Below are 18,728 nucleotides of genomic sequence, written 5' to 3'. Positions count from 1 at the left end.
ATCTTTTTTATCGTAAACTTTAGCAGTTTCCAAAATATTCGTTGGGGTTAATACTATGATTCCTTCACAAACACTTCTTATTATATTTGAACAATCTTGCGATAACTTCTTGAAGTAATTATAAAGATTAGTACATAGACTAAAGCAAAGACGCCACAGATAGAAAGTGTTACGGTTAACATCATGGCTGTATCGATAACCCCGATAACCTTGAGAATCAAACTTAACATGTGATAAGCAAATGCCAAATGTAGAAAGGCGAAGATTACAGGGAGGAAGAAGACAGTCAAGACTTGCTTGTTAATAGTTTGCTTGATTTGTTTTTGGTCTAAGCCAACTTTTTGCAGGATAACAAAGCGTTCACGGTCTTCATAACCTTCTGAGATTTGTTTATAGTAAATGACCAGTACAGTACCTACCATAAAGATGATAGAGAGGAAAATACCGATAAAGAGGACTCCGCCAAAGAGAGCGTTCGCTTGGCTAATTGCATCACTTGCAGTATCTCCACCGTATACCATACCGTCTTCGCTCTTGAGATTATGACTAAAGTTGATCACATACCGATTAAAATCGTTAGCTAGTTTTAACTGCTCCTCTTGACTGGCGGTTACATCCATACCACCGTACAACTGAGTATAGACAGCAGAATCCTGGTATTTGTCCAAAAAACTCTGTAAATTTGGAACAACAAGGTAGTTATAATCCGAAATCAAGAGAGCATACTGGTTTGAAACATGATTGATGATAAAATCTTGTTGGATTTCTTCCTTGATACGGTACTCTTGTTTGTTAAGACTAAATGCTTTCTGACCTTTTAGTTGGTCATTTTTAACCCAAAGACCTACTTCGTTATCCGTTAAATGAAGCTTTTGTCCAGTCATTTTTTCATAGTCTTTTTGGTCAAAAACTAGGAAAACTGTCTTAGGCATGACATTGGTTTGCCCTTTTTCAAAGATGGTTAATTTGGTCCCATCTTGACTGGAAATGCCGAAGCTGGCATATCTAAGAACGTCTTTGTTGCTAATCGTTAAGTTCTTTTCACTGGCATATTGAGTCAAAAGCTTTTCTAAATCCTCAACTTCTACATTTTTTCCCTTAACATCAAAATCGTGAGGATACATGAGTTTTTTCATGTTTTCAGAACCGTTGTAGATGCTGGTTGCTGCAGACATAGTAACTAAAACCATGGTTGAAAGTATGGCAATGGTTGCTAAACCGACAGCATTTTTCTTCATACGAAAGATGAGGTTAGATACAGAGATGAGGTTATTGGGTTTATAGTAATATCTTTTGTTTTTCTTGAGTAACTGTAAGAAAACTGTAATACCCGCATTGAATAAAAGATAGGTCGCAACTATTACCAACATGACGGCAATAAAGAAAGTAAGGCTTGCTGAAATTGGGTCTTTTACGCTTTGTGCTAGATAGTAGCCACTACCTAGTGCAATTAGCCCTACAAGTGTTTGAAGAACTAGGAAACGCCCCTTCTTTTCACCTTTTGCTTTCTCACGAGAGAGTTGGAGTGCATCCATACGGATGATACGTAGGGCATTTAGGGACACAAGGACTAAAAAGATAAGACCAAATACAATAAGGATTGAAAGAACTACGGACCATTGGAAGGTTGCGGCTAGCTCTACCTTCATCTTTGCAAGTTTAAGCAATAATGCAAAGATGAGATTGTCAAAGAGGGCACCAATCCCAATACCAGCAGTGACTGTTACTATCCCAAAAATCAAGAGTTCCTTGAAGGTCATACCAATCAAGTGACGCTTTTCTAATCCTAACATACCATAGACACCCAGTTCTTTTGAGCGATTTTTCATGACAAAACTGTTGGCATAAAGCACAATAATGGCAGATGCAAGTGTCACAACGACAAGCCCTAGTTGTAGGGTAAATTGTATAGCAGATGCACCACGTAAATCCACAATTTTAGGATTAAAGGCTAGGGAGTAAAAGAGATAGCTGATAGTGACTGCCAAAATGACAGACAAAGCAAACGGATAATAGAGTTTGCGGTTTTTGATTAAGTTGGATATGGCCAACTTATTGGTTAATCGAAACATACTAGTTCACCTCACTTGCCATAACAGTCAAAGTGTCAGAGATTTCTTGGAACATCTGACGATCCGTCTTTTCACCACGATAGATTTGATTATAGAGAATACCGTCCTTGATGAAAAGAACACGTTTTGCACGGCTAGCAGCTGCTGTTGAGTGGGTCACCATGAGAATGGTTTGCCCTTGCTCGTTGATCTGATCGAAGATATCAAGGAGGGCTGCAGATGATTTAGAGTCTAGGGCTCCTGTTGGCTCGTCCGCAAGAAGAATTTCTGGTTCTGTGATGATAGCCCGTGCAACTGCTACCCTTTGTTTTTGCCCTCCAGAGATTTCATAAGGGTACTTCTCCTGCAATTGATTGATGCCAAGATTTTCGGCCGTCACGACCAATTTTTTCATCATTTCTGTAATAGGCTTTCTAGACAATACCAAAGGGAGTAAGATATTGTCTTTAACAGAAAGCGTATCTAACAAATTGAAGTCTTGGAAGACAAAGCCTAACTTTTCACGACGGAAGCTTGATGCTTCAGAATTTTTAATGATAGCTGTGTCAGTTCCGTTTAGGAAGACCTGCCCACGCGTTGGCTTGTCAAGCATAGCTAGAATATTGAGTAGAGTAGATTTACCAGATCCAGACTCACCCATGATAGCAACGTAGTCGCCTTTTTCAACGGTAAAGTGAATATCTTTCAGGGCTTCTACTTGGTTGCCTTGAAAGCGAGTTTTATAAATCTTTTGAACGTGTTTTACATCTAATAGTGTCATTTTAACTTCTCCTTTTTAATATCCCATTAATTGAAACTGAGCTTGCATCATTTCGATGCCGAGCTCAACTCGCTCGATATCCTTAGGACTCGGTTTACTTGTTTGTTTCTTTTGTATAATATTTTTCATAGTTTCGCTCCTTTATCTTTATGATATAAGTGTACTCTAAAAAAAGAGTTGGTTCCATAACATAACCTTACAAAAGAGGTCTGTAATCTTACATTTTTGTAAGATTGGATTATTTTTTTGATATGAACTACTATTAGTTTACCACAAATTTTTAAGCAAAAGAAAAACCCTTGATTCTACAAGGGTTTGATTTTTTATTATTTACCAAAACCAACCTTTATCATCATCGATAGGTTGAGCTTCTTTGATCTTGCGTGGGCCTGTTCCGTACATCTCCGCTTCGATATCTTCCTTAGTTGGTAGGATATAGGCTAGGATGATGTAGATGATGATTCCGAGTCCAAAATTTGCGATTGTAAAGATAGCGAAAATGAAGCGCACCAGTGTCACATCAAGATCCCATCTATCAGATAGTCCAGCAAGAACTCCTGATATCATACGATTTCGTCTCATTTTATAAAAATTTTTATTCATGATTTGTACCTCTTTCGGTATTCTTGAAGTAAGTATAACATGAACTAAAGCTCCCTGCATCAGTCCTTGGGCTGATTTTGTAGTATGAGCTTCCCATGACAAAGACCACATCGATAACGTTTTGTATCAATTCGACGTTTTCTCTGATAGGCTTGGCCACAAGAGTGACACTTATAAACCAAAACTGGCTTTTGACGAGTGCTTGATAAGGGAGGAACAAAGCGGAGACCGTCCACTTCTTTTAACAGTTCCTTAAAGGTTAAATCTTTATGCTTATAACCTTTTCCCTCATAATAGAGATGATAATGACAGAGTTCGTGACGAACAATCTTCCGAAAAACTTCTAAGCCTAGCTCTTGATAGACTTTAGGATTAAAATCCAAATGCCCATCCTTAGGGAAAAATCGTCCACCTGTCGACCGCAGACGAGTATTCCATTGAGCCTGGTGTTTGAAAGGTTTTCCGAAGTCTTCTAAAGAAACTTGCCTAACGTAATCAGTTAGATTCATCTGGTGCAAGGAGCGACAGATTTACTTTTTCACGTTGGACATCGATTTTCTTCACCCAAACAGTTACCAAATCCCCGACGGATACGACTTGACTTGGATGCTTGATAAATTTCTTGCTCATGTGTGAAATATGAATCAGCCCATCCTCATGGATACCGATATCAACAAAGGCACCGAAGTCTACAACGTTACGAACGACACCTTCAAGCTTCTGTCCGACTTTTAAGTCTTTTATATCTAAGACATCCTGACGAAGGACTGGAGCATCAAAAGAATCACGGAAATCACGTCCTGGTTTGAGAAGGTCAGCGATAATGTCTTTAAGTGTTTCTTGACCGAGGTCTAGCTCTTGAGCCATTTCTTTGATAGAAACAGATTTGAGTTTTGCTTGCGCTTCTTCATTTAGGTCTTTAATATCCAAACGTTTGAAGAGTTCCTTGACCGCTGCATAGTTTTCAGGGTGAACTCCTGTATTGTCAAGTATATTGCTGCTTTCAGGAATACGGAGGAAACCTGCCGCTTGTTCAAAAGCCTTAGCACCTAGACGAGGAACCTTCTTGATTTGAGCGCGTGAAGTGATTTTACCTTCTTCCTCACGGTACTTAACGATATTTTCAGAGATGGTTTTGTTAAGTCCTGCAACGTGTGAAAGTAAGGCTGGACTAGCTGTATTGATATTGACACCGACTTGGTTAACCACTGTATCCACCACGAAATCAAGACTTTCAGATAGTTTTTTCTGACTTACATCGTGCTGGTACTGGCCGACACCTATGGATTTGGGATCGATTTTAACCAATTCAGCAAGTGGGTCTTGCAAGCGACGAGCGATTGAGATGGCTGAACGTTTTTCAACGGTTAAGTCAGGAAACTCTTGACGGGCAAGTTCGCTGGCAGAGTATACAGAAGCTCCACTTTCGCTAACAATGACATAGCTGACTTCTGGAAAATCTTTGAGAACTTCAGCAACAAAGGCTTCACTCTCACGGCTGGCAGTTCCATTTCCGATAGCGATGATTTCAACACCGTATTGGCCAATCAAATCTGCTAAATCACGTTTGGCTTCCTCAATCTGACGAGCTGAAGCTGGTTTGACTGGATAAATAACTTGTGTTGTCAACATCTTACCAGTCGCATCAACTACTGCAAGCTTAGCACCTGTACGAAAGGCTGGGTCAAAACCTAGAACCACGCGTCCTTTTAGTGGTGCTACGAGAAGGAGATTACGAAGGTTTTCTGAAAAGAGTTGGATAGCTCCTTCTTCTGCCTTTTCTGTCAATTCAGTGCGAATACGGCGCTCGATAGCTGGCAATACTTTTTTCTTAACAGATTGTTGAATCACTTCGTCTATATAAGCATTCTTAACCTTGAAACGAGCAGCAAAGAAGGCTTGAATACGATCAACTGCATGCTCAAATCCAATCTTCAAAATGCCTAGCTTCTCACCACGATTAAGAGCAAGCGTACGGTAACCCTGCATATTGGCAACTGTTTCTGAGAAATCGTAATAAATCTGAAAGACTTGCTTCTCATCCAAACTTTCGTCCTTGACTTGTGAAGTAATCTTAGAATGTCTAAGGACCTCTTGATAAGTCATTGAACGCAAGTTGACATCTTCAGATAGTGCTTCAACCAAGATATCAACTGCACCCGCTAAAGCATCTTGTGGAGTCTCAAAACCTTCACAGACAAATGTTTCTGCTTCTTTTTCTAGGTCAGATACATTTTGTAAGATTAAACGAGCAAGTGGAAAAAGTCCAGCCTCACGCGCAATCGTTGCCTTGGTCCGACGTTTCTCCTTATAGGGAAGATAGAGTTCTTCTACATCCGCTAATTTTTCGGCAGAAAGAATTGCTTCTTCTAATTCCTTGGTTAACTTGCCTTGCTCTTTGATTTTTGCTAAAACAGTTTCTTTACGATCGTTGAGAGCAGTTAGGCTTTTATCAAGGTCGATAATTGCCTTAATAGCTACTTCATCCAAGCTTCCAGTCATGTCTTTCCGATAACGAGCGATAAAGGGAATAGTTGCTCCTTCAGCTGTCAAAGATAAGACAGTATCAATTTGCTTTAAGGTTACACCCAAATCTTGGGAAATTTTTTCATATTTTTTATCCATGAAACTATTATACCATAAGCAGGAAAGCTTGTTTTCATTAATTTGTTGCTTTATTTCAACTTTATAAAGATAAAAAGGAAGTTGATTATAAAATATAACTATTTCCCAGAAATAATAGTATAATAGAGGTAACACAAAGAATCGAGGTATGCCTTATGGCTGTTAAATTTACAAAAACTGATGACTTAGATAAAATGTTCGAATTGTTTGCCAAACTTCCTGATTTAAAACAAGTAACATTTCCTGATGACAAAGAAAAGAAAGAAAAAGCAGAAAAGAAAAAATAGATGGATCTCTTTCAAAACCTGCCTTCAAGTGTTTTACAAGCTGGTGCCATTTTTCTATCAATTATCCTTGAAGCTTTACCCTTTGTCTTAATTGGTAGCATCATCTCTGGTGCTATTGAAGTCTACATCACTCCAGAAAAAGTTTATCAATTTCTCCCTAAAAATCGCTTGGGGAGAATCTTTTTTGGCACCTTTATAGGATTTCTCTTTCCTTCTTGTGAATGTGGAATTGTTCCTATCATTAATCGTTTCTTGGAGAAGAAGGTTCCAAGCTATACAGCTGTTCCCTTTCTAGTTACAGCTCCTATCATCAATCCTATCGTACTCTTTGCAACCTATTCAGCTTTTGGTAATTCCATTCAAATGGTTCTTCTAAGAGCTTTAGGGGCAATACTCATTGCTACGATATTGGGTATTTTTCTTGGATTTTTCTGGGAGGGATCGATTCAAAAGGAAAATAGGCTGGCTTGTCATGAACATGATTTTTCTCATTTAACGAAAGGTCAGAAACTTCTTCAAGTCTTTATCCAAGCTATTGATGAGTTCTTTGATATGGGACGTTACTTGATCTTTGGCTGTCTTTTTGCAAGCCTAGTACAAGTCTATGTACCAACTCGAATCTTGACATCTATCAGCGCTAGCCCACTGCTTGCTATTATTCTATTGATGCTCTTATCCTTCCTACTATCACTCTGTAGTGAAGCGGATGCTTTTATCGGGTCTTCTCTTCTATCAAGTTTTGGTCTAGCTCCTGTTTTAGCCTTTCTGGTTATAGGTCCAATGCTTGATGTCAAAAATCTACTCATGATGAAGAATTATCTCAAAACGCGATTCATTTGGCAGTTCATGATGATTGTAACTCTTGTTGTACTTGTCTATTCTTATTTAGTCGGGGTGATGCTATGATACGATTTCTTATTCTGATGAGTTATTTTTTCTTAACCCTTTATCTGCAGATATCAGGTAAACTCAATCAGTATCTAAACCTCCATTACTCTTATCTGGCTTATATCACCATGGTTTTGTCATTGTTACTAGCCATCGTTCAAGCCTATCTTTTCTTCAAGCGTTTGAAAGAACACAGTCACTTGCATAGTTATTCAGCCAAGCTTGCTAGTTTTGCCCTCTTAAGTTTACCCTTGTTAGTTGGATTTACATTTCCAACTGTCACTCTGGATTCACAAACAGTATCGGCAAAAGGATATTATTTCCCTTTGTCGGAAGGAACTGACAAGGCAATCCAAGCAAGTGAAGGAACGAGCAGTCAGTATCTCAAACCGAATACCAGTCGATTTTATTCACAAACAGCTCATGAAAATATTATTCGGAAGAGTGCTGATAAATACTTAGATCAATCAAGTATAGTTATAAATGATGAAAATTACCTGGAGGTCATGGAAGCTATCTATGATTATCCCAATGAATTTGAAGGTAAAGAGATTGAGTTTATTGGCTTTGTCTATAACGATCCTAGTCACAGCGATAGTCAATTTGTCTTTCGCTTTGGTATCATGCACTGTATCGCTGATTCAGGTGTTTTTGGACTTTTGACCACTGGAAACACTAATAAGTACGAAAATAACACCTGGGTAAAAGTCAAAGGTAAGATTAGCAAACACTATCACAAGGAACTCAACCAAATCCTCCCAACCCTCGAAGTCCAGTCTTTCATCAAGGTCGACAAACCCGATAATCCTTATGTTTATAAAGAATTTTAAAAAAGTAGCCTAATTGGGCTACTTTTTATTGTAAAATTAAATCACTTTTCATCTAAAATCTCAAATACTGTTTTATAATTTACACAATAATACCGAGCATTTCTTTTATGTCGTATAGAAATCAATCGACAAATCACTATCAGACTCGTATTTTTTCCATGCTAGGCTAAAGCCATAATAGTCTTCAAATTCTGGATGCCAGTCATAATAAAGTGGGATACGGCTAAATTTTCTTGCAACTACTTCATCTTCAAATTCTGGGGACTCTCCTGCAGTAATTCCAAATTGAAGGCCATTCAATTCCCAGGTATTTCCCCAAACATTTTCGTCTGATAGAACGTCAATCCAGCGAGAGGCATCAATATCAAAATCTGCACATAATTCAAGTTCTAACAATTTTCTGTAGTTTACCTTGGCAGGCTTTATATAAAAGGCTCCATCAACCTGATACTTTTTATCTTGTACTTGAATTTGTGTGATTTTCATCGGAATTGGAACTCTATTTAACTCCAACCAAAAATAGCCTAGAGGAGTTTTGATTGCATGGTAAATTTGTTTAGACTCAATTTTTACTTTTTTCGAGCAAGCATTTAGAATTCTTCCGTGCTCAAGTATATTTTTACAAACTATTTTCGAAGTCTCAGGATCAAAAATAGAATACCTACGGATGACCCTTTTTAACTTTTCAACGGGATAAGTGATATCTCTTGGGTAAGCATGATATTTCTGGACTACCAGAGCTATTTTTTCAATATTTTTCTTTCCAGTTGGTACAATCACACCATGCCCAATATGAATACTTGGATCATCACAGATATAAGTATATCCATTTCCACCTTCTTGAAACTCAACGACAACGAGATTCAACTCCTGATCAGGATCGAAAAGTGGTTCAACTTTTTCATTGGTCTGGCGCTCATAAAAAGTGAAACAATTTGGATTATCCTCTTCACCAAAAACCATGAAACTACCACAATTTGGGCACTTCCATATATAAAAGGAAGCCTTCGAAATGTCTACATAGGAAATTCTATCATGTTCGTCAGTATTGTTAAAAATATCCTCAAGCAACTCATCCGAATAAACTGAATAAGCATTTGGATCGGGCGCTCGGTGGTCATTCATAGCTTGCCCACATTTACATGTCCATTTACCCATAAAAACCCTCAGTCGTGGCCTAATTCTTCAAGGAAAAAATGATTTAGCTCTTTCCAGTCTATTTTATCCTTGCTAACACTAAGTCCATTTTATCATTATACTAATACTTTATCAAAAATTATTATAGTATTTACAGAAAAAAGCCTATACTAGGCTTTTCTCATCTGACAATATCTTTATACATGTCTGGTCTTCTATCTCTAAATAAGCCCCAATTTAGGCGCTCATTTGCTCCTTTGTTAAGGTCATAAGTTACTAGCAGAACAGCTTCTCCTTGTCTTTCAGCTCGCTCTAGAATAGCTCCTGTTTCATCGGTCATAAAGGATGAACCGTAGAAGTTAAGACTGGAACTTTGTCCTCCATTTTCTTCACAAGGAGTGACTTCTTCTAAACCATAACGATTGGCTGCGATAACTGGCACAATATTTGCTGCTGCATGTCCTTGCATGGTACGTTGCCAATGACCACAACTATCTGTATCCAAAATCGGCTCTGATCCAATGGCAGTTGGATAAAAGAGTAATTCCGCACCATTTAACGCAAGACAACGGGCAGTTTCAGGGAACCATTGGTCCCAACAGATCCCGATACCAATCTTGGCATAGCGAGTGTCCCAGACCTTGAAACCAGTATTTCCAGGAGTAAAGAAGAATTTCTCCTGATAATAATGGTCATCTGGTATATGAATTTTACGATAAACTCCTAGTACTTCTCCATCCGAATCAATGACAGCAATAGAATTGTATAAGACATTACCATCTTTTTCATAGAAACTGATTGGTAAAACGACCTTTAGTTCCTTGGCAATCAATTTAAAATGCTGAATGGCCGTATTTTCTGTCACTGACTGGGCATACTGGTAGAAGTCATACTGACGCTCCTGACAGAAATAGGGACGTTCAAATAATTCTGGTAAAAGAATGATCTGGGCTCCTTGCTCAGCAGCTTGACGGACTAAACGTTCAGCTGTTTGGATATTGGTTTCCACATCCTTAGAGCATTGCATCTGAATAGCTGCAACCGTTACATTTCTCATCTTTTTCTCCTATTCTGGAATTTGTTGGGTAATGCAGTGGATATTTCCACCACCTAAAAGAATATCTCTAGCTGGGATTCCTACGACTTCACGGTCTGGGAAACACTGGCTCAAAATATCCAAGGCCACTTGGTCGTTAGCATCCTGAAATTGTGGTACCAAGACAGATTTATTGGCGATATAAAAATTCACATAGGAAGCTGCTAGTCTTTCACCTGCATAACGCTCCTCTTCGCCTTCTTCATAAGCATAGCCCGGCAAATCTTCTTCTGTAACTACTTGGTGAATAGCTGGGATTGGAAGCTTATGAATAGTGAAACTCCGGCCTTTTGCATCAGTTTCCTTCTCTAAAAGAGCTAGATCTGCTGCAGACATAGCATACTGAGGATCTTCTTGGTCGTCCGTCCAAGCTAAAACAAGCTCTGCAGGACCAACAAAGGATGCAACATTATCGACGTGTTCATTTGTCTCATCTTGATAAATACCATAAGGCAACCAGATGACTTTTTCAGCACCAAGACTCTCTAGTAAGGTCTTTTCAATCTGCTCTTTACTCAGGTGAGGATTACGACCAGGACTGAGCAAGCAACTTTCTGTGACAAGAATAGTTCCTTGACCGTCACTATGAATAGCTCCACCTTCCAGTACAAAAGGTTTGGCATTATAAACAGGTATTTCCAAGGCTTCAGCAAAGCGACTAGCTACTTGATCATCTGCTTCATAGTCTTGGTAGAGACCATCAACAACACCACCCCAGGCATTGAAAGACCAATCTACCGCCAACTTTTCCCTTTGATCATTGAGGAGAATAGTTGGACCAGTATCACGAGCCCAGGCATCATTTGTCTGAATATCTAGATAAACAACCTTGTCTCCAAGATAAGATTGTGCTTCAGATAGATAGTACTCCTCTACCAAAAGATAGACTGTTTCTCCTTGGGCAATGGTTTTGATAATCTGGCTAAAAGCTGTTTTTGCAGCCTTGCCTTGAAATGGCCAAGACCCTGGTCGAGTAGGCCATATCATGAGAGTTCCATGATGGGATTCATACTCTGCAGGCATACGATAACCTAATTTCTTTGGACTGTCCATCATGATAATCTCTCCTTAAAGTCTTGGTAGCCAAAGGCCTTGACTAGACTGCATTTACCCTCTCTATCCATCACATACAAACTTGGCAGTCCAATCCCGTTAAAGGTATTATTTTTGACAAAGGAGTAGATTGCCATATCCTCGAAGTACAATCTATCTCCAATCTCAACTGGATTTTCAAAGCTATAGTCACCAATGATATCACCTGTTAGACAGGTATTGGAAGAAAGTCTATAAGTATAAGTTTTTTCTTGGGCTTCAAAACCATCTCTCAATGGAGGACGATAGGGCATCTCAAGGACATCTGGCATATGACAGCTTGCTGAAGCATCTAAGACTAGGGTCTCAATCCCATTTTCAACGATGTCTAAAACTTCAGTAGCTAAATAACCAGCATTGAGTGCAATCGCTTCTCCTGGTTCTATATAGACATCAAGGTTATAGGTTTCTCGAATCCGTTTAATCTCAGAAATCAGTAAGTCCACATCGTAGTCATCTCTCGTAATGTGATGTCCACCACCCATATTGAGCCATTTAACTTGGTGCAAATAGGCACCAAACTGGTCTTCTACTGCTTTCAAAGTCGTTTGTAAATCATCTGCCCCTTGCTCACAAAGAGTATGAAAATGAAGCCCATCCACCAAGTCCAGCAAATCACTTGGTATTTTGTCTTGAGTCACTCCAAAACGGGATCCAGGAGCACAAGGGTCATAGAGCGCGTGATCTCCCTGAGTAGAACACTGAGGATTGAGGCGTAGACCTACACTGATACCAGCCTCACGACAAGTTTGACCATATTTTCGTAGTTGTCTCTCTGAGTTAAAAACAATGTGATTAGATATTTGAAGCAGCTCTTCCATATCTGCTTCTTTAAAAGCAGGAGCAAATACATGGACTTCCCCTGGGAACTCTTCTCTAGCTAACTTAGCTTCATAAAGACCACTAGCCGTAGTACCAAAAAGATACTGGCTAATCAAAGGATAGGTTTTATAGAGGGAATAAGCCTTTTGAGCTAGCAACACCTTACAGCCTGCCTTTTCTTGAACCTCTTGTAGAATACGGCAATTATCCTCTAGTTTAGCTAAATCAATGACATAGGATGGTGTTGGTACTTGTTCTAACTTCATTAGTCCACCATTTGCGGATTTTCAACCACAACCCATGGTAAACCGTATTTATTCAAAGCTTCCATGAATGGATCTGGATCCAACTCTTCAAGATTATACACTCCTGGTTGTTTCCAAGTACCATCCATCACTAATTTTGTCCCAATCATGGCAGGAACACCTGTTGTGTAAGAGATAGCCTGCGAACCAACTTCTGCGTAGCACTCCTGATGGTCGCAAACATTGTAGATGTAGATAGTCTTTTCAATACCATCTTTGACACCTGTAAAGATACATCCGATATTGGTTTTTCCAACGGTACGTGGGCCAAGGCTTGCAGGATCTGGAAGCAAGGCTTTCAAAAATTGAATCGGCACGATTTCTTGACCGTTAAAGTTAATAGTATCTGTACGAAGGAGCCCAACGTTTTCCAAGCATTTCATGTGGGTTAGATAAGATTGACCAAAAGTCATGAAGAAACGAATACGTTTAACTCCTGGGATGTTTTTAGCCAGCGATTCAATTTCTTCGTGGTGAAGAAGATACATGTCTTTTTCACCAACTTGAGGGAAATCATACTCACGTTTGATAGACATAGCTTCTACTTCTACCCATTTTCCATCTTCCCAGTAAGAACCTGGCGCAGAAACCTCGCGAAGATTGATTTCTGGGTTAAAGTTAGTTGCAAATGGATAACCATGGTCACCACCATTACAGTCTAAAATGTCGATATAGTGAATTTCATCAAAATAGTGTTTCAGAGCGTATGCTGAGAAGACGCTAGTTACCCCTGGGTCAAATCCAGAACCAAGAAGAGCTGTCAAGCCAGCTTCTTTGAATTTTTCTTGGTAAGCCCATTGCCATGAATAATCAAAGTAAGCCGTAAATCCAAGATCTTTGCAGCGTTTCTCATAAATCGCACGCCATTCAGGGTCTTCTGTGTCTTCAGCCTCATAGTTGGCTGTGTCGATATAGTGAACTCCCGTTGCCAAGCAAGCGTCCATAATGGTCAAATCTTGGTATGGTAGAGCTACGTTCAAAACAGCTTCTGGCTTGTAGCTTTCAATCAAGGCAATGACTTCTTCTACCTTGTCAGCATCAAGAGCAGCTGTTTCAATTTTAGTACTTGTTTTTCCCTCTAATTTAGCTTTCAAGTCATCACATTTTGACTTGGTACGGCTGGCAATCATAATCTCTGTAAAGGTTTCGCTATCTTGACAAATCTTTGAGATAGCAACTTGGGCAACGCCCCCACATCCAATCACTAATAAACGACTCATTTTTTTCCTTCCTCTTCTTCTAAAATGTCTTCAACGTATTTTGGCAACATAAAGGCACCAACGTGTAAGTTTGCAGTATAGTATTCTGTGAATAGCTGGCGTTTTTTCCAGCCTTCTTTATCAAAATCTTTGACAGGGTGGTATTTTTTTGATGCAAATCCAAATAACCAATAGCCAGCAGGACTAGTAGGGATATGTGCCTGATAAACCCGACTGATTGGAAAGGCTTGATTGACCTTGCGGTGCATGCTTCGGCAAGCTGACTCATCTTCGTCAAAGAAAGGACTACCATGCTGGTAAATCATAATACCATCTTCTTTCAGAGCACGGTAACTATTGCCGTAAAATTCCTTTGTAAAGAGACCTTCTGTATGTCCAAATGGATCAGTCGCATCATTGATGATAATGTCGTAATCATCTTCGCAATTTCGTAAAAAGCGAAGTCCATTTTGGTAGTAGATGGTAACACGAGGATCATCTAGCCCTGCAGCAAAGTCTGGAAAATACTCTCGACAGACCTCAACCAACATCTCATCCGGTTCCACGATATCGATTTGTTCCAATTCAGGATAAAGCGTTAATACTTGGGCAACACCACCGTCGCCACCCCCGATAACCAAAACTTTCTTTGGATTAGGATGGACAGCCATTGGAACATGAACTGTCATTTCATTGTAGACAAAATCATCTGCATCTGAAAACAAGACATGCCCATTTAAAATCAATATCTTCCCAAAAGCAGGCGTATCTAAAACTTCAATATCCTGCCATTCACTTTTACCAGCGTAGAGTTGCTTAGCTGTTCTCAAGGACAATTTCACATCTGGAGTGTGAACCTCAGAAAACCATAAATCCATCTAGTTCTCCTTTCTCTCAATAACATTGATGTGATTGACCTCTGGATCTTCCGTTCCTTGGAGGGAACAACCACGTTCTTTGGCAAATTGGATATAATCAACAATTTCTCGTGTAATCCGTTCACCTGGCGCTAGAATTGGAATTCCTGGAGGATAGCACATGACAAATTCCCCACAGACTTGTCCAACGGATTCATCCAAGGTTAAACTTTTTCTTTCTGAATAAAAGGCTTCCTGAGGAGAGAGCACCAACTCTGGCTGGATATATTCTCCAGCAATCAAGTCCTTCCCATCTCTCGAGTAAAGTCTCTTGATATCAGCCAAAGCACCTACCAAGCGCTCGATGTCTTGAATCCGATCACCAATCGAAATATAGGCCAAGATATTCCCAATGTCGCCAAATTCAATCTGAATGTCATATTCGTCTCGTAGGAGATCATAAACCTCAATCCCTGTTAAACCGATACCTTGGGTGTAGACTGACAACTTAGTCACATCAAAATCACAAACCGAGACACCGTCTATTAACTCTTTTGAGTAGGCGTAGTAGCCACCGATGGCATTGATTTCACGACGAGCATACTCTGACAGCTCAATGACCTTCTCAAAGGACTCCTTACCACGAAGGGCTAGGTTTCTACGAGAAACATCTAGACTAGCCATTAACAGATAAGATGCTGATGTTGACTGTGTCAGGTTAATAATTTGACGAACGTACTCAGGATTCATCTGATCCCCAACTAAAAGAAGCGAACTTTGTGTCAAGCTGCCACCAGACTTATGCATGGATACAGCTGACATATCAGCTCCTGCGTCCATAGCAGATAGGGGAAGTTTATCTGTAAAATGTAGATGGGCCCCGTGCGCTTCATCTACTAAGACTTTCATTCCTGCAGCGTGAGCCATCTCTGTTAGCCCCTTAAGGTCTGAACAAATCCCATAATAGGTTGGATTGTTGATTAGGATAGCCTTGGCATCTGGATTTTCCTTAATAGCTTGAGCTACACGCTCATTTTCAAGTCCCAGTGCAATACCGATTTTTGGATCCACACTCATCTCGATATAAATGGGAATGGCGCCACATAAAACGAGTGCATTGATAGCTGATTTATGAACGTTTCGAGGAAGGATGATTTTGTCACCTGCTTTACAGGTAGAGAGAATCATGGTTTGAACTGATGATGTTGTTCCGCCAATCATTAAGAAGGCATGAGCAGCACCAAAGGCTTCTGCAGCCAACTCCTCTGCTTCTCGGATAATCGAAATAGGATGTCCCAGATTATCCAAGGGCTTCATAGAATTGACATCAATACCAACGCATTTCTCCCCTAAAAGTTCGACCAACTCTGGATTTCCACGGCCACGCTTATGACCTGGTACATCAAATGGGACAATTCTTTTTTTTCGTAACTTGACCAATCCCTCATAGATGGGAGCTTGGTTTTGATTTAACATTATAAAGACATACTCCTTTATCATAGTTTTCTCACCTTAACCATGTAAGGCTCTAAAGGATACTTATGAAAAAAGAGCAGGTTGGCACCTGCTCTACAATCTACTGACGTGTTTATGTTTGTTTCTTTTGAGTATGTCTGTTCCTGATGTTTCCTAACTCTCTAGTAGCAAATATTACGTACTTTATTGATCGTTTCACAAGATGACGTGTGCTTTCACCACACTAACAAATCTATACGAATTAGGACAAGTGTCCTAACATCAACTTATAAAAGTAGGCTTTTAACCCTATCAATAATGTGGCTTTCCAACCACGCTTCGGCATTCAACCCTGCCTGTCCGTAGGCATTTTTTACTCGGGTTTATATTTGCTAGAAAACATCATCTCATTTTCTAAGCTTCATTACTATATCATGTTTTCACTATCTTGTAAAGTATTTTGTGAAACTTTAATAAATAATTTGATTTTTCGTTCGTGAATTTACTATTTGGAAAAAATGAAAACTTTTTCATATTTATATTGAAATAAAAAAAGGAACTAAATCGATTAGTTCCTTAATTAGTTATAACTACAGTCAACTATTCAAAATCCTATCTACTCATCTCGTGCTATTTGGACTGCTAATTCAAAATCAATCATCAAATAATTTTCATCTAGACGGATAAGACTATAATACTCATTCCAAAATAGAGAGTCACTGTTACTTGACCACTGTAATCCATACCACAATTGAGTGACATCACTTGTATTTGTTGGTGGAATTGACCATAGATGCTTTTTGAAAGTTTCTTGAACAAGTGGAACATCCAGTCGACTAGTCAAGTCGAATTCATCCAATTTCAAAATTATAGAATGTTCTTTAGCTGCTTCAATGCTTTCCTTGTTAAATCGGACCTGAATAACCTTAGAATCTTCTAAAGCCACATTCTGGTCCTCAGCACCGTAAAAGGAAATACTCCCCAGTACTATGCCGTCTTTTGCTAGGAGATAGGGAGCGTAAGGAACAGCATTGCTATCAAGTCTGAAGCCTTTTTCGATGGTAACTGTTTTATTGCCTGGATACTTTTGGAAACTGCCATCTGTCAGGAGCTCTTCGTAGCCGCTACCACCATCGCTCTGTCTTACATAGATGTCAAATCCAGCATCCATCAGCTCACTGGCTTTAGTTTCTGCTAAAATGATTTTACTTTCATTAATTTGCAAAATTGGTGCTTGAGGTGGCAAACCAATCGTGAGATTAAACATGACTCCTACCAGAAAGACCATAAAGGTTATAAGGAGGGCAAGTAAAGACTTTCCAGTCCTTTTTCGAGCATTGAAGAGGGCCATTAGAGCTGGAAGGATAATCATTTTGGCTAAAATAGAATTCCCCACACCACCTCTATTTAAGGTCTGAAAAGCAAAGACCCCAGCAATAGCAATCAAGGTCAGGTAAACCAAAATCTCGCCAAGACCCAGTTTTTCTGTACGAGTTTGTTGGTTTACAGGGGATTCGTACAATGACTGTCCATTTTCTCTCCTTTTCTTAAGAAAAAGATAAAAGCCCAGACCTAGCAACAGATTAAAGATTGCAAAAGCTATTAAAGTACCTATAATCACCGTTCTATCCAAGGCTCTCTACTCCTTTATGATTCTTTTCTTTCTCATTAAAAGCAAATTCCTAACCAATAAAACGATTAGTAAGAAAGGACTATCTTCTATCAGTACAATCGGTATAGCCAGTAGAGCAATCATCAAAAAACTAACTTGCTTTTGACGCCAACTACAGTCTTCTCTTTAATTTTCATAGTGAATCACATTCAGATTTAATCTGCATCAACCCAGATCTGGTATTTTTGACAGTGGAGACATCTGAAAAGGTAGCCACAGAGAGAGCCATCCTTAACCAAGTATTCTTCAATATCTTGAAATTCTTCACGCGCTTCATAGTCTGCCAAGACTTGCTCAGCGATTCCCATATCCTTCAATTCTCGAGTTCCGACTGTACCCAAGTAAGCACAATAATCTTGGCAACAAGAAAGCCAATATTCTCCCTGCCAACTAGAGTACCCTGGGGTCTGACAAAAAAGCAGCTGATTCTTTTCTGGATCCAATTCACCCTGCCACTCGGCATCTTGGATAAATTCCGCATCAAATTTTTTGGCCGCTTGACCGTTTGCAATACAAAATGGGCAAAGGTATTCTATATCCTCTATACTATAAGGTATAAGGGCATAATAAACATTGCTTTCTTTCCCACAAGATGGACAAAGCTTGGCTTCACCTTCAACAAATGAACCTGTAGCCAACGGATCTGGATGATAGATAAAATGTGGTAAAGACTGTAATAGCTCTTTTCTCTGCTTCTTCTCTTTTTTTCTTAAAGGACGAGGAAGGGCAAAACGATCGCCATGACTCTGACTCATTTCTTGTAAACGGGTCAGTTTCTTTATCTGTTTTCGATCAGGTTTGTCTAAGATTTCGGTAAATAAGCTATAGGCACTAGTGTAGAGACCCAATTGTTCATAGAGGTCAACTAAGACTTTCTTCGCTTCTAAATCATCTGACTCAGCTAATTCATCAGCAAAATCATAAAGAGCTGCAACACTTGAAGGATGCCCATCTTGGTCTAAGTATTGTTTTTTTAATGTAATGTATTTTTCTAAAAATGGATTCATAGGATTACCTTTCTAATGGAA

General features: G+C 39.3%; 17 protein-coding genes. 3 read left to right on the top strand and 14 right to left on the bottom strand.

Features of this window, described 5'->3' with window-relative positions; translation table 11 throughout:
- Nucleotides 1-80 precede the first annotated feature (80 nt).
- The 5 genes from TZ94_RS09060 to TZ94_RS09040 form a co-directional block, all read right to left on the bottom strand.
- Complete coding sequence (locus TZ94_RS09060) at nt 81-2,072, bottom strand: ABC transporter permease (protein WP_045616091.1); 1,992 nt, start codon at nt 2,070-2,072, stop codon at nt 81-83.
- 1 nt (nt 2,073) lies between these two features.
- Nucleotides 2,074-2,832, bottom strand: a complete 759-nt coding sequence (locus TZ94_RS09055; RefSeq protein ID WP_045616090.1) for an ABC transporter ATP-binding protein — start codon at nt 2,830-2,832, stop codon at nt 2,074-2,076.
- 330 nt (nt 2,833-3,162) lie between these two features.
- Nucleotides 3,163-3,435 carry a PspC domain-containing protein gene (locus TZ94_RS09050; protein WP_045616089.1) on the bottom strand — a complete coding sequence of 91 codons (273 nt, stop codon included), beginning with the start codon at nt 3,433-3,435 and terminating at the stop codon, nt 3,163-3,165.
- Nucleotides 3,436-3,494: 59 nt separating this feature from the next.
- Nucleotides 3,495-3,944: a SprT family protein gene (locus TZ94_RS09045; protein ID WP_045616087.1), complete on the bottom strand. Its 450-nt coding sequence runs from the start codon at nt 3,942-3,944 to the stop codon at nt 3,495-3,497.
- Nucleotides 3,931-6,060: a Tex family protein gene (locus TZ94_RS09040; RefSeq protein ID WP_045616085.1), complete on the bottom strand. Its 2,130-nt coding sequence runs from the start codon at nt 6,058-6,060 to the stop codon at nt 3,931-3,933. Before TZ94_RS09040 ends, TZ94_RS09045 begins: the two co-directional genes overlap by 14 nt.
- Nucleotides 6,061-6,215: 155 nt before the next feature.
- Here TZ94_RS09040 and TZ94_RS10130 point away from each other — a divergent pair, with 155 nt between their 5' ends.
- From TZ94_RS10130 to TZ94_RS09025, 3 genes are read left to right on the top strand one after another with little or no spacing between them, the layout of a single operon-like run.
- Entirely contained in the window at nt 6,216-6,347 is a 132-nt protein-coding gene (locus tag TZ94_RS10130) for an SPJ_0845 family protein (RefSeq protein ID WP_045616084.1), read from the top strand.
- A complete protein-coding gene (locus tag TZ94_RS09030; protein ID WP_045616082.1) occupies nt 6,348-7,253 on the top strand; it encodes a permease in 906 nt (301 codons plus the stop codon).
- Complete coding sequence (locus tag TZ94_RS09025) at nt 7,250-8,065, top strand: TIGR03943 family putative permease subunit (protein ID WP_045616081.1); 816 nt, start codon at nt 7,250-7,252, stop codon at nt 8,063-8,065. The genes TZ94_RS09030 and TZ94_RS09025 overlap by 4 nt, the downstream gene beginning before the upstream one ends.
- A 105-nt stretch (nt 8,066-8,170) precedes the next feature.
- Here TZ94_RS09025 and TZ94_RS09020 read toward each other — a convergent pair whose 3' ends face one another.
- From TZ94_RS09020 to TZ94_RS08980, 9 genes are all read right to left on the bottom strand, one after another.
- Nucleotides 8,171-9,223 (bottom strand): hypothetical protein, encoded by a 1,053-nt coding sequence (locus tag TZ94_RS09020; RefSeq protein WP_045616080.1) that lies wholly within the window; start codon nt 9,221-9,223, stop codon nt 8,171-8,173.
- 160 nt (nt 9,224-9,383) lie between these two features.
- Nucleotides 9,384-10,259: an N-carbamoylputrescine amidase gene (aguB, locus tag TZ94_RS09015; RefSeq protein ID WP_045616077.1), complete on the bottom strand. Its 876-nt coding sequence runs from the start codon at nt 10,257-10,259 to the stop codon at nt 9,384-9,386.
- A gap of 9 nt (nt 10,260-10,268) precedes the next feature.
- Complete coding sequence (gene aguA, locus TZ94_RS09010; RefSeq protein ID WP_045616075.1) at nt 10,269-11,354, bottom strand: agmatine deiminase; 1,086 nt, start codon at nt 11,352-11,354, stop codon at nt 10,269-10,271.
- Complete coding sequence (nspC, locus tag TZ94_RS09005; RefSeq protein ID WP_045616073.1) at nt 11,351-12,478, bottom strand: carboxynorspermidine decarboxylase; 1,128 nt, start codon at nt 12,476-12,478, stop codon at nt 11,351-11,353. Before nspC ends, aguA begins: the two co-directional genes overlap by 4 nt.
- Entirely contained in the window at nt 12,478-13,737 is a 1,260-nt protein-coding gene (locus TZ94_RS09000; protein ID WP_045616070.1) for a saccharopine dehydrogenase family protein, read from the bottom strand. The genes nspC and TZ94_RS09000 overlap by 1 nt, the downstream gene beginning before the upstream one ends.
- Complete coding sequence (gene speE / locus TZ94_RS08995) at nt 13,734-14,594, bottom strand: polyamine aminopropyltransferase (protein WP_000366713.1); 861 nt, start codon at nt 14,592-14,594, stop codon at nt 13,734-13,736. Before speE ends, TZ94_RS09000 begins: the two co-directional genes overlap by 4 nt.
- Nucleotides 14,595-16,049, bottom strand: coding sequence for an aminotransferase class I/II-fold pyridoxal phosphate-dependent enzyme (locus TZ94_RS08990; RefSeq protein WP_045616068.1), 1,455 nt, complete (start codon nt 16,047-16,049; stop codon nt 14,595-14,597). It lies immediately after the preceding gene.
- Nucleotides 16,050-16,644: 595 nt separating this feature from the next.
- Nucleotides 16,645-17,661: a hypothetical protein gene (locus TZ94_RS08985; RefSeq protein WP_045616065.1), complete on the bottom strand. Its 1,017-nt coding sequence runs from the start codon at nt 17,659-17,661 to the stop codon at nt 16,645-16,647.
- 194 nt (nt 17,662-17,855) lie between these two features.
- A complete protein-coding gene (locus tag TZ94_RS08980; RefSeq protein WP_045616063.1) occupies nt 17,856-18,707 on the bottom strand; it encodes a CbrC family protein in 852 nt (283 codons plus the stop codon).
- Nucleotides 18,708-18,728 lie beyond the last annotated feature (21 nt).

The organism is Streptococcus infantis, from assembly GCF_000960085.1.
GTDB lineage: Bacteria > Bacillota > Bacilli > Lactobacillales > Streptococcaceae > Streptococcus > Streptococcus infantis_C.
Note: the sequence above shows the minus strand (reverse complement) of the source record. Positions and strands in the feature narration are given on the sequence as shown.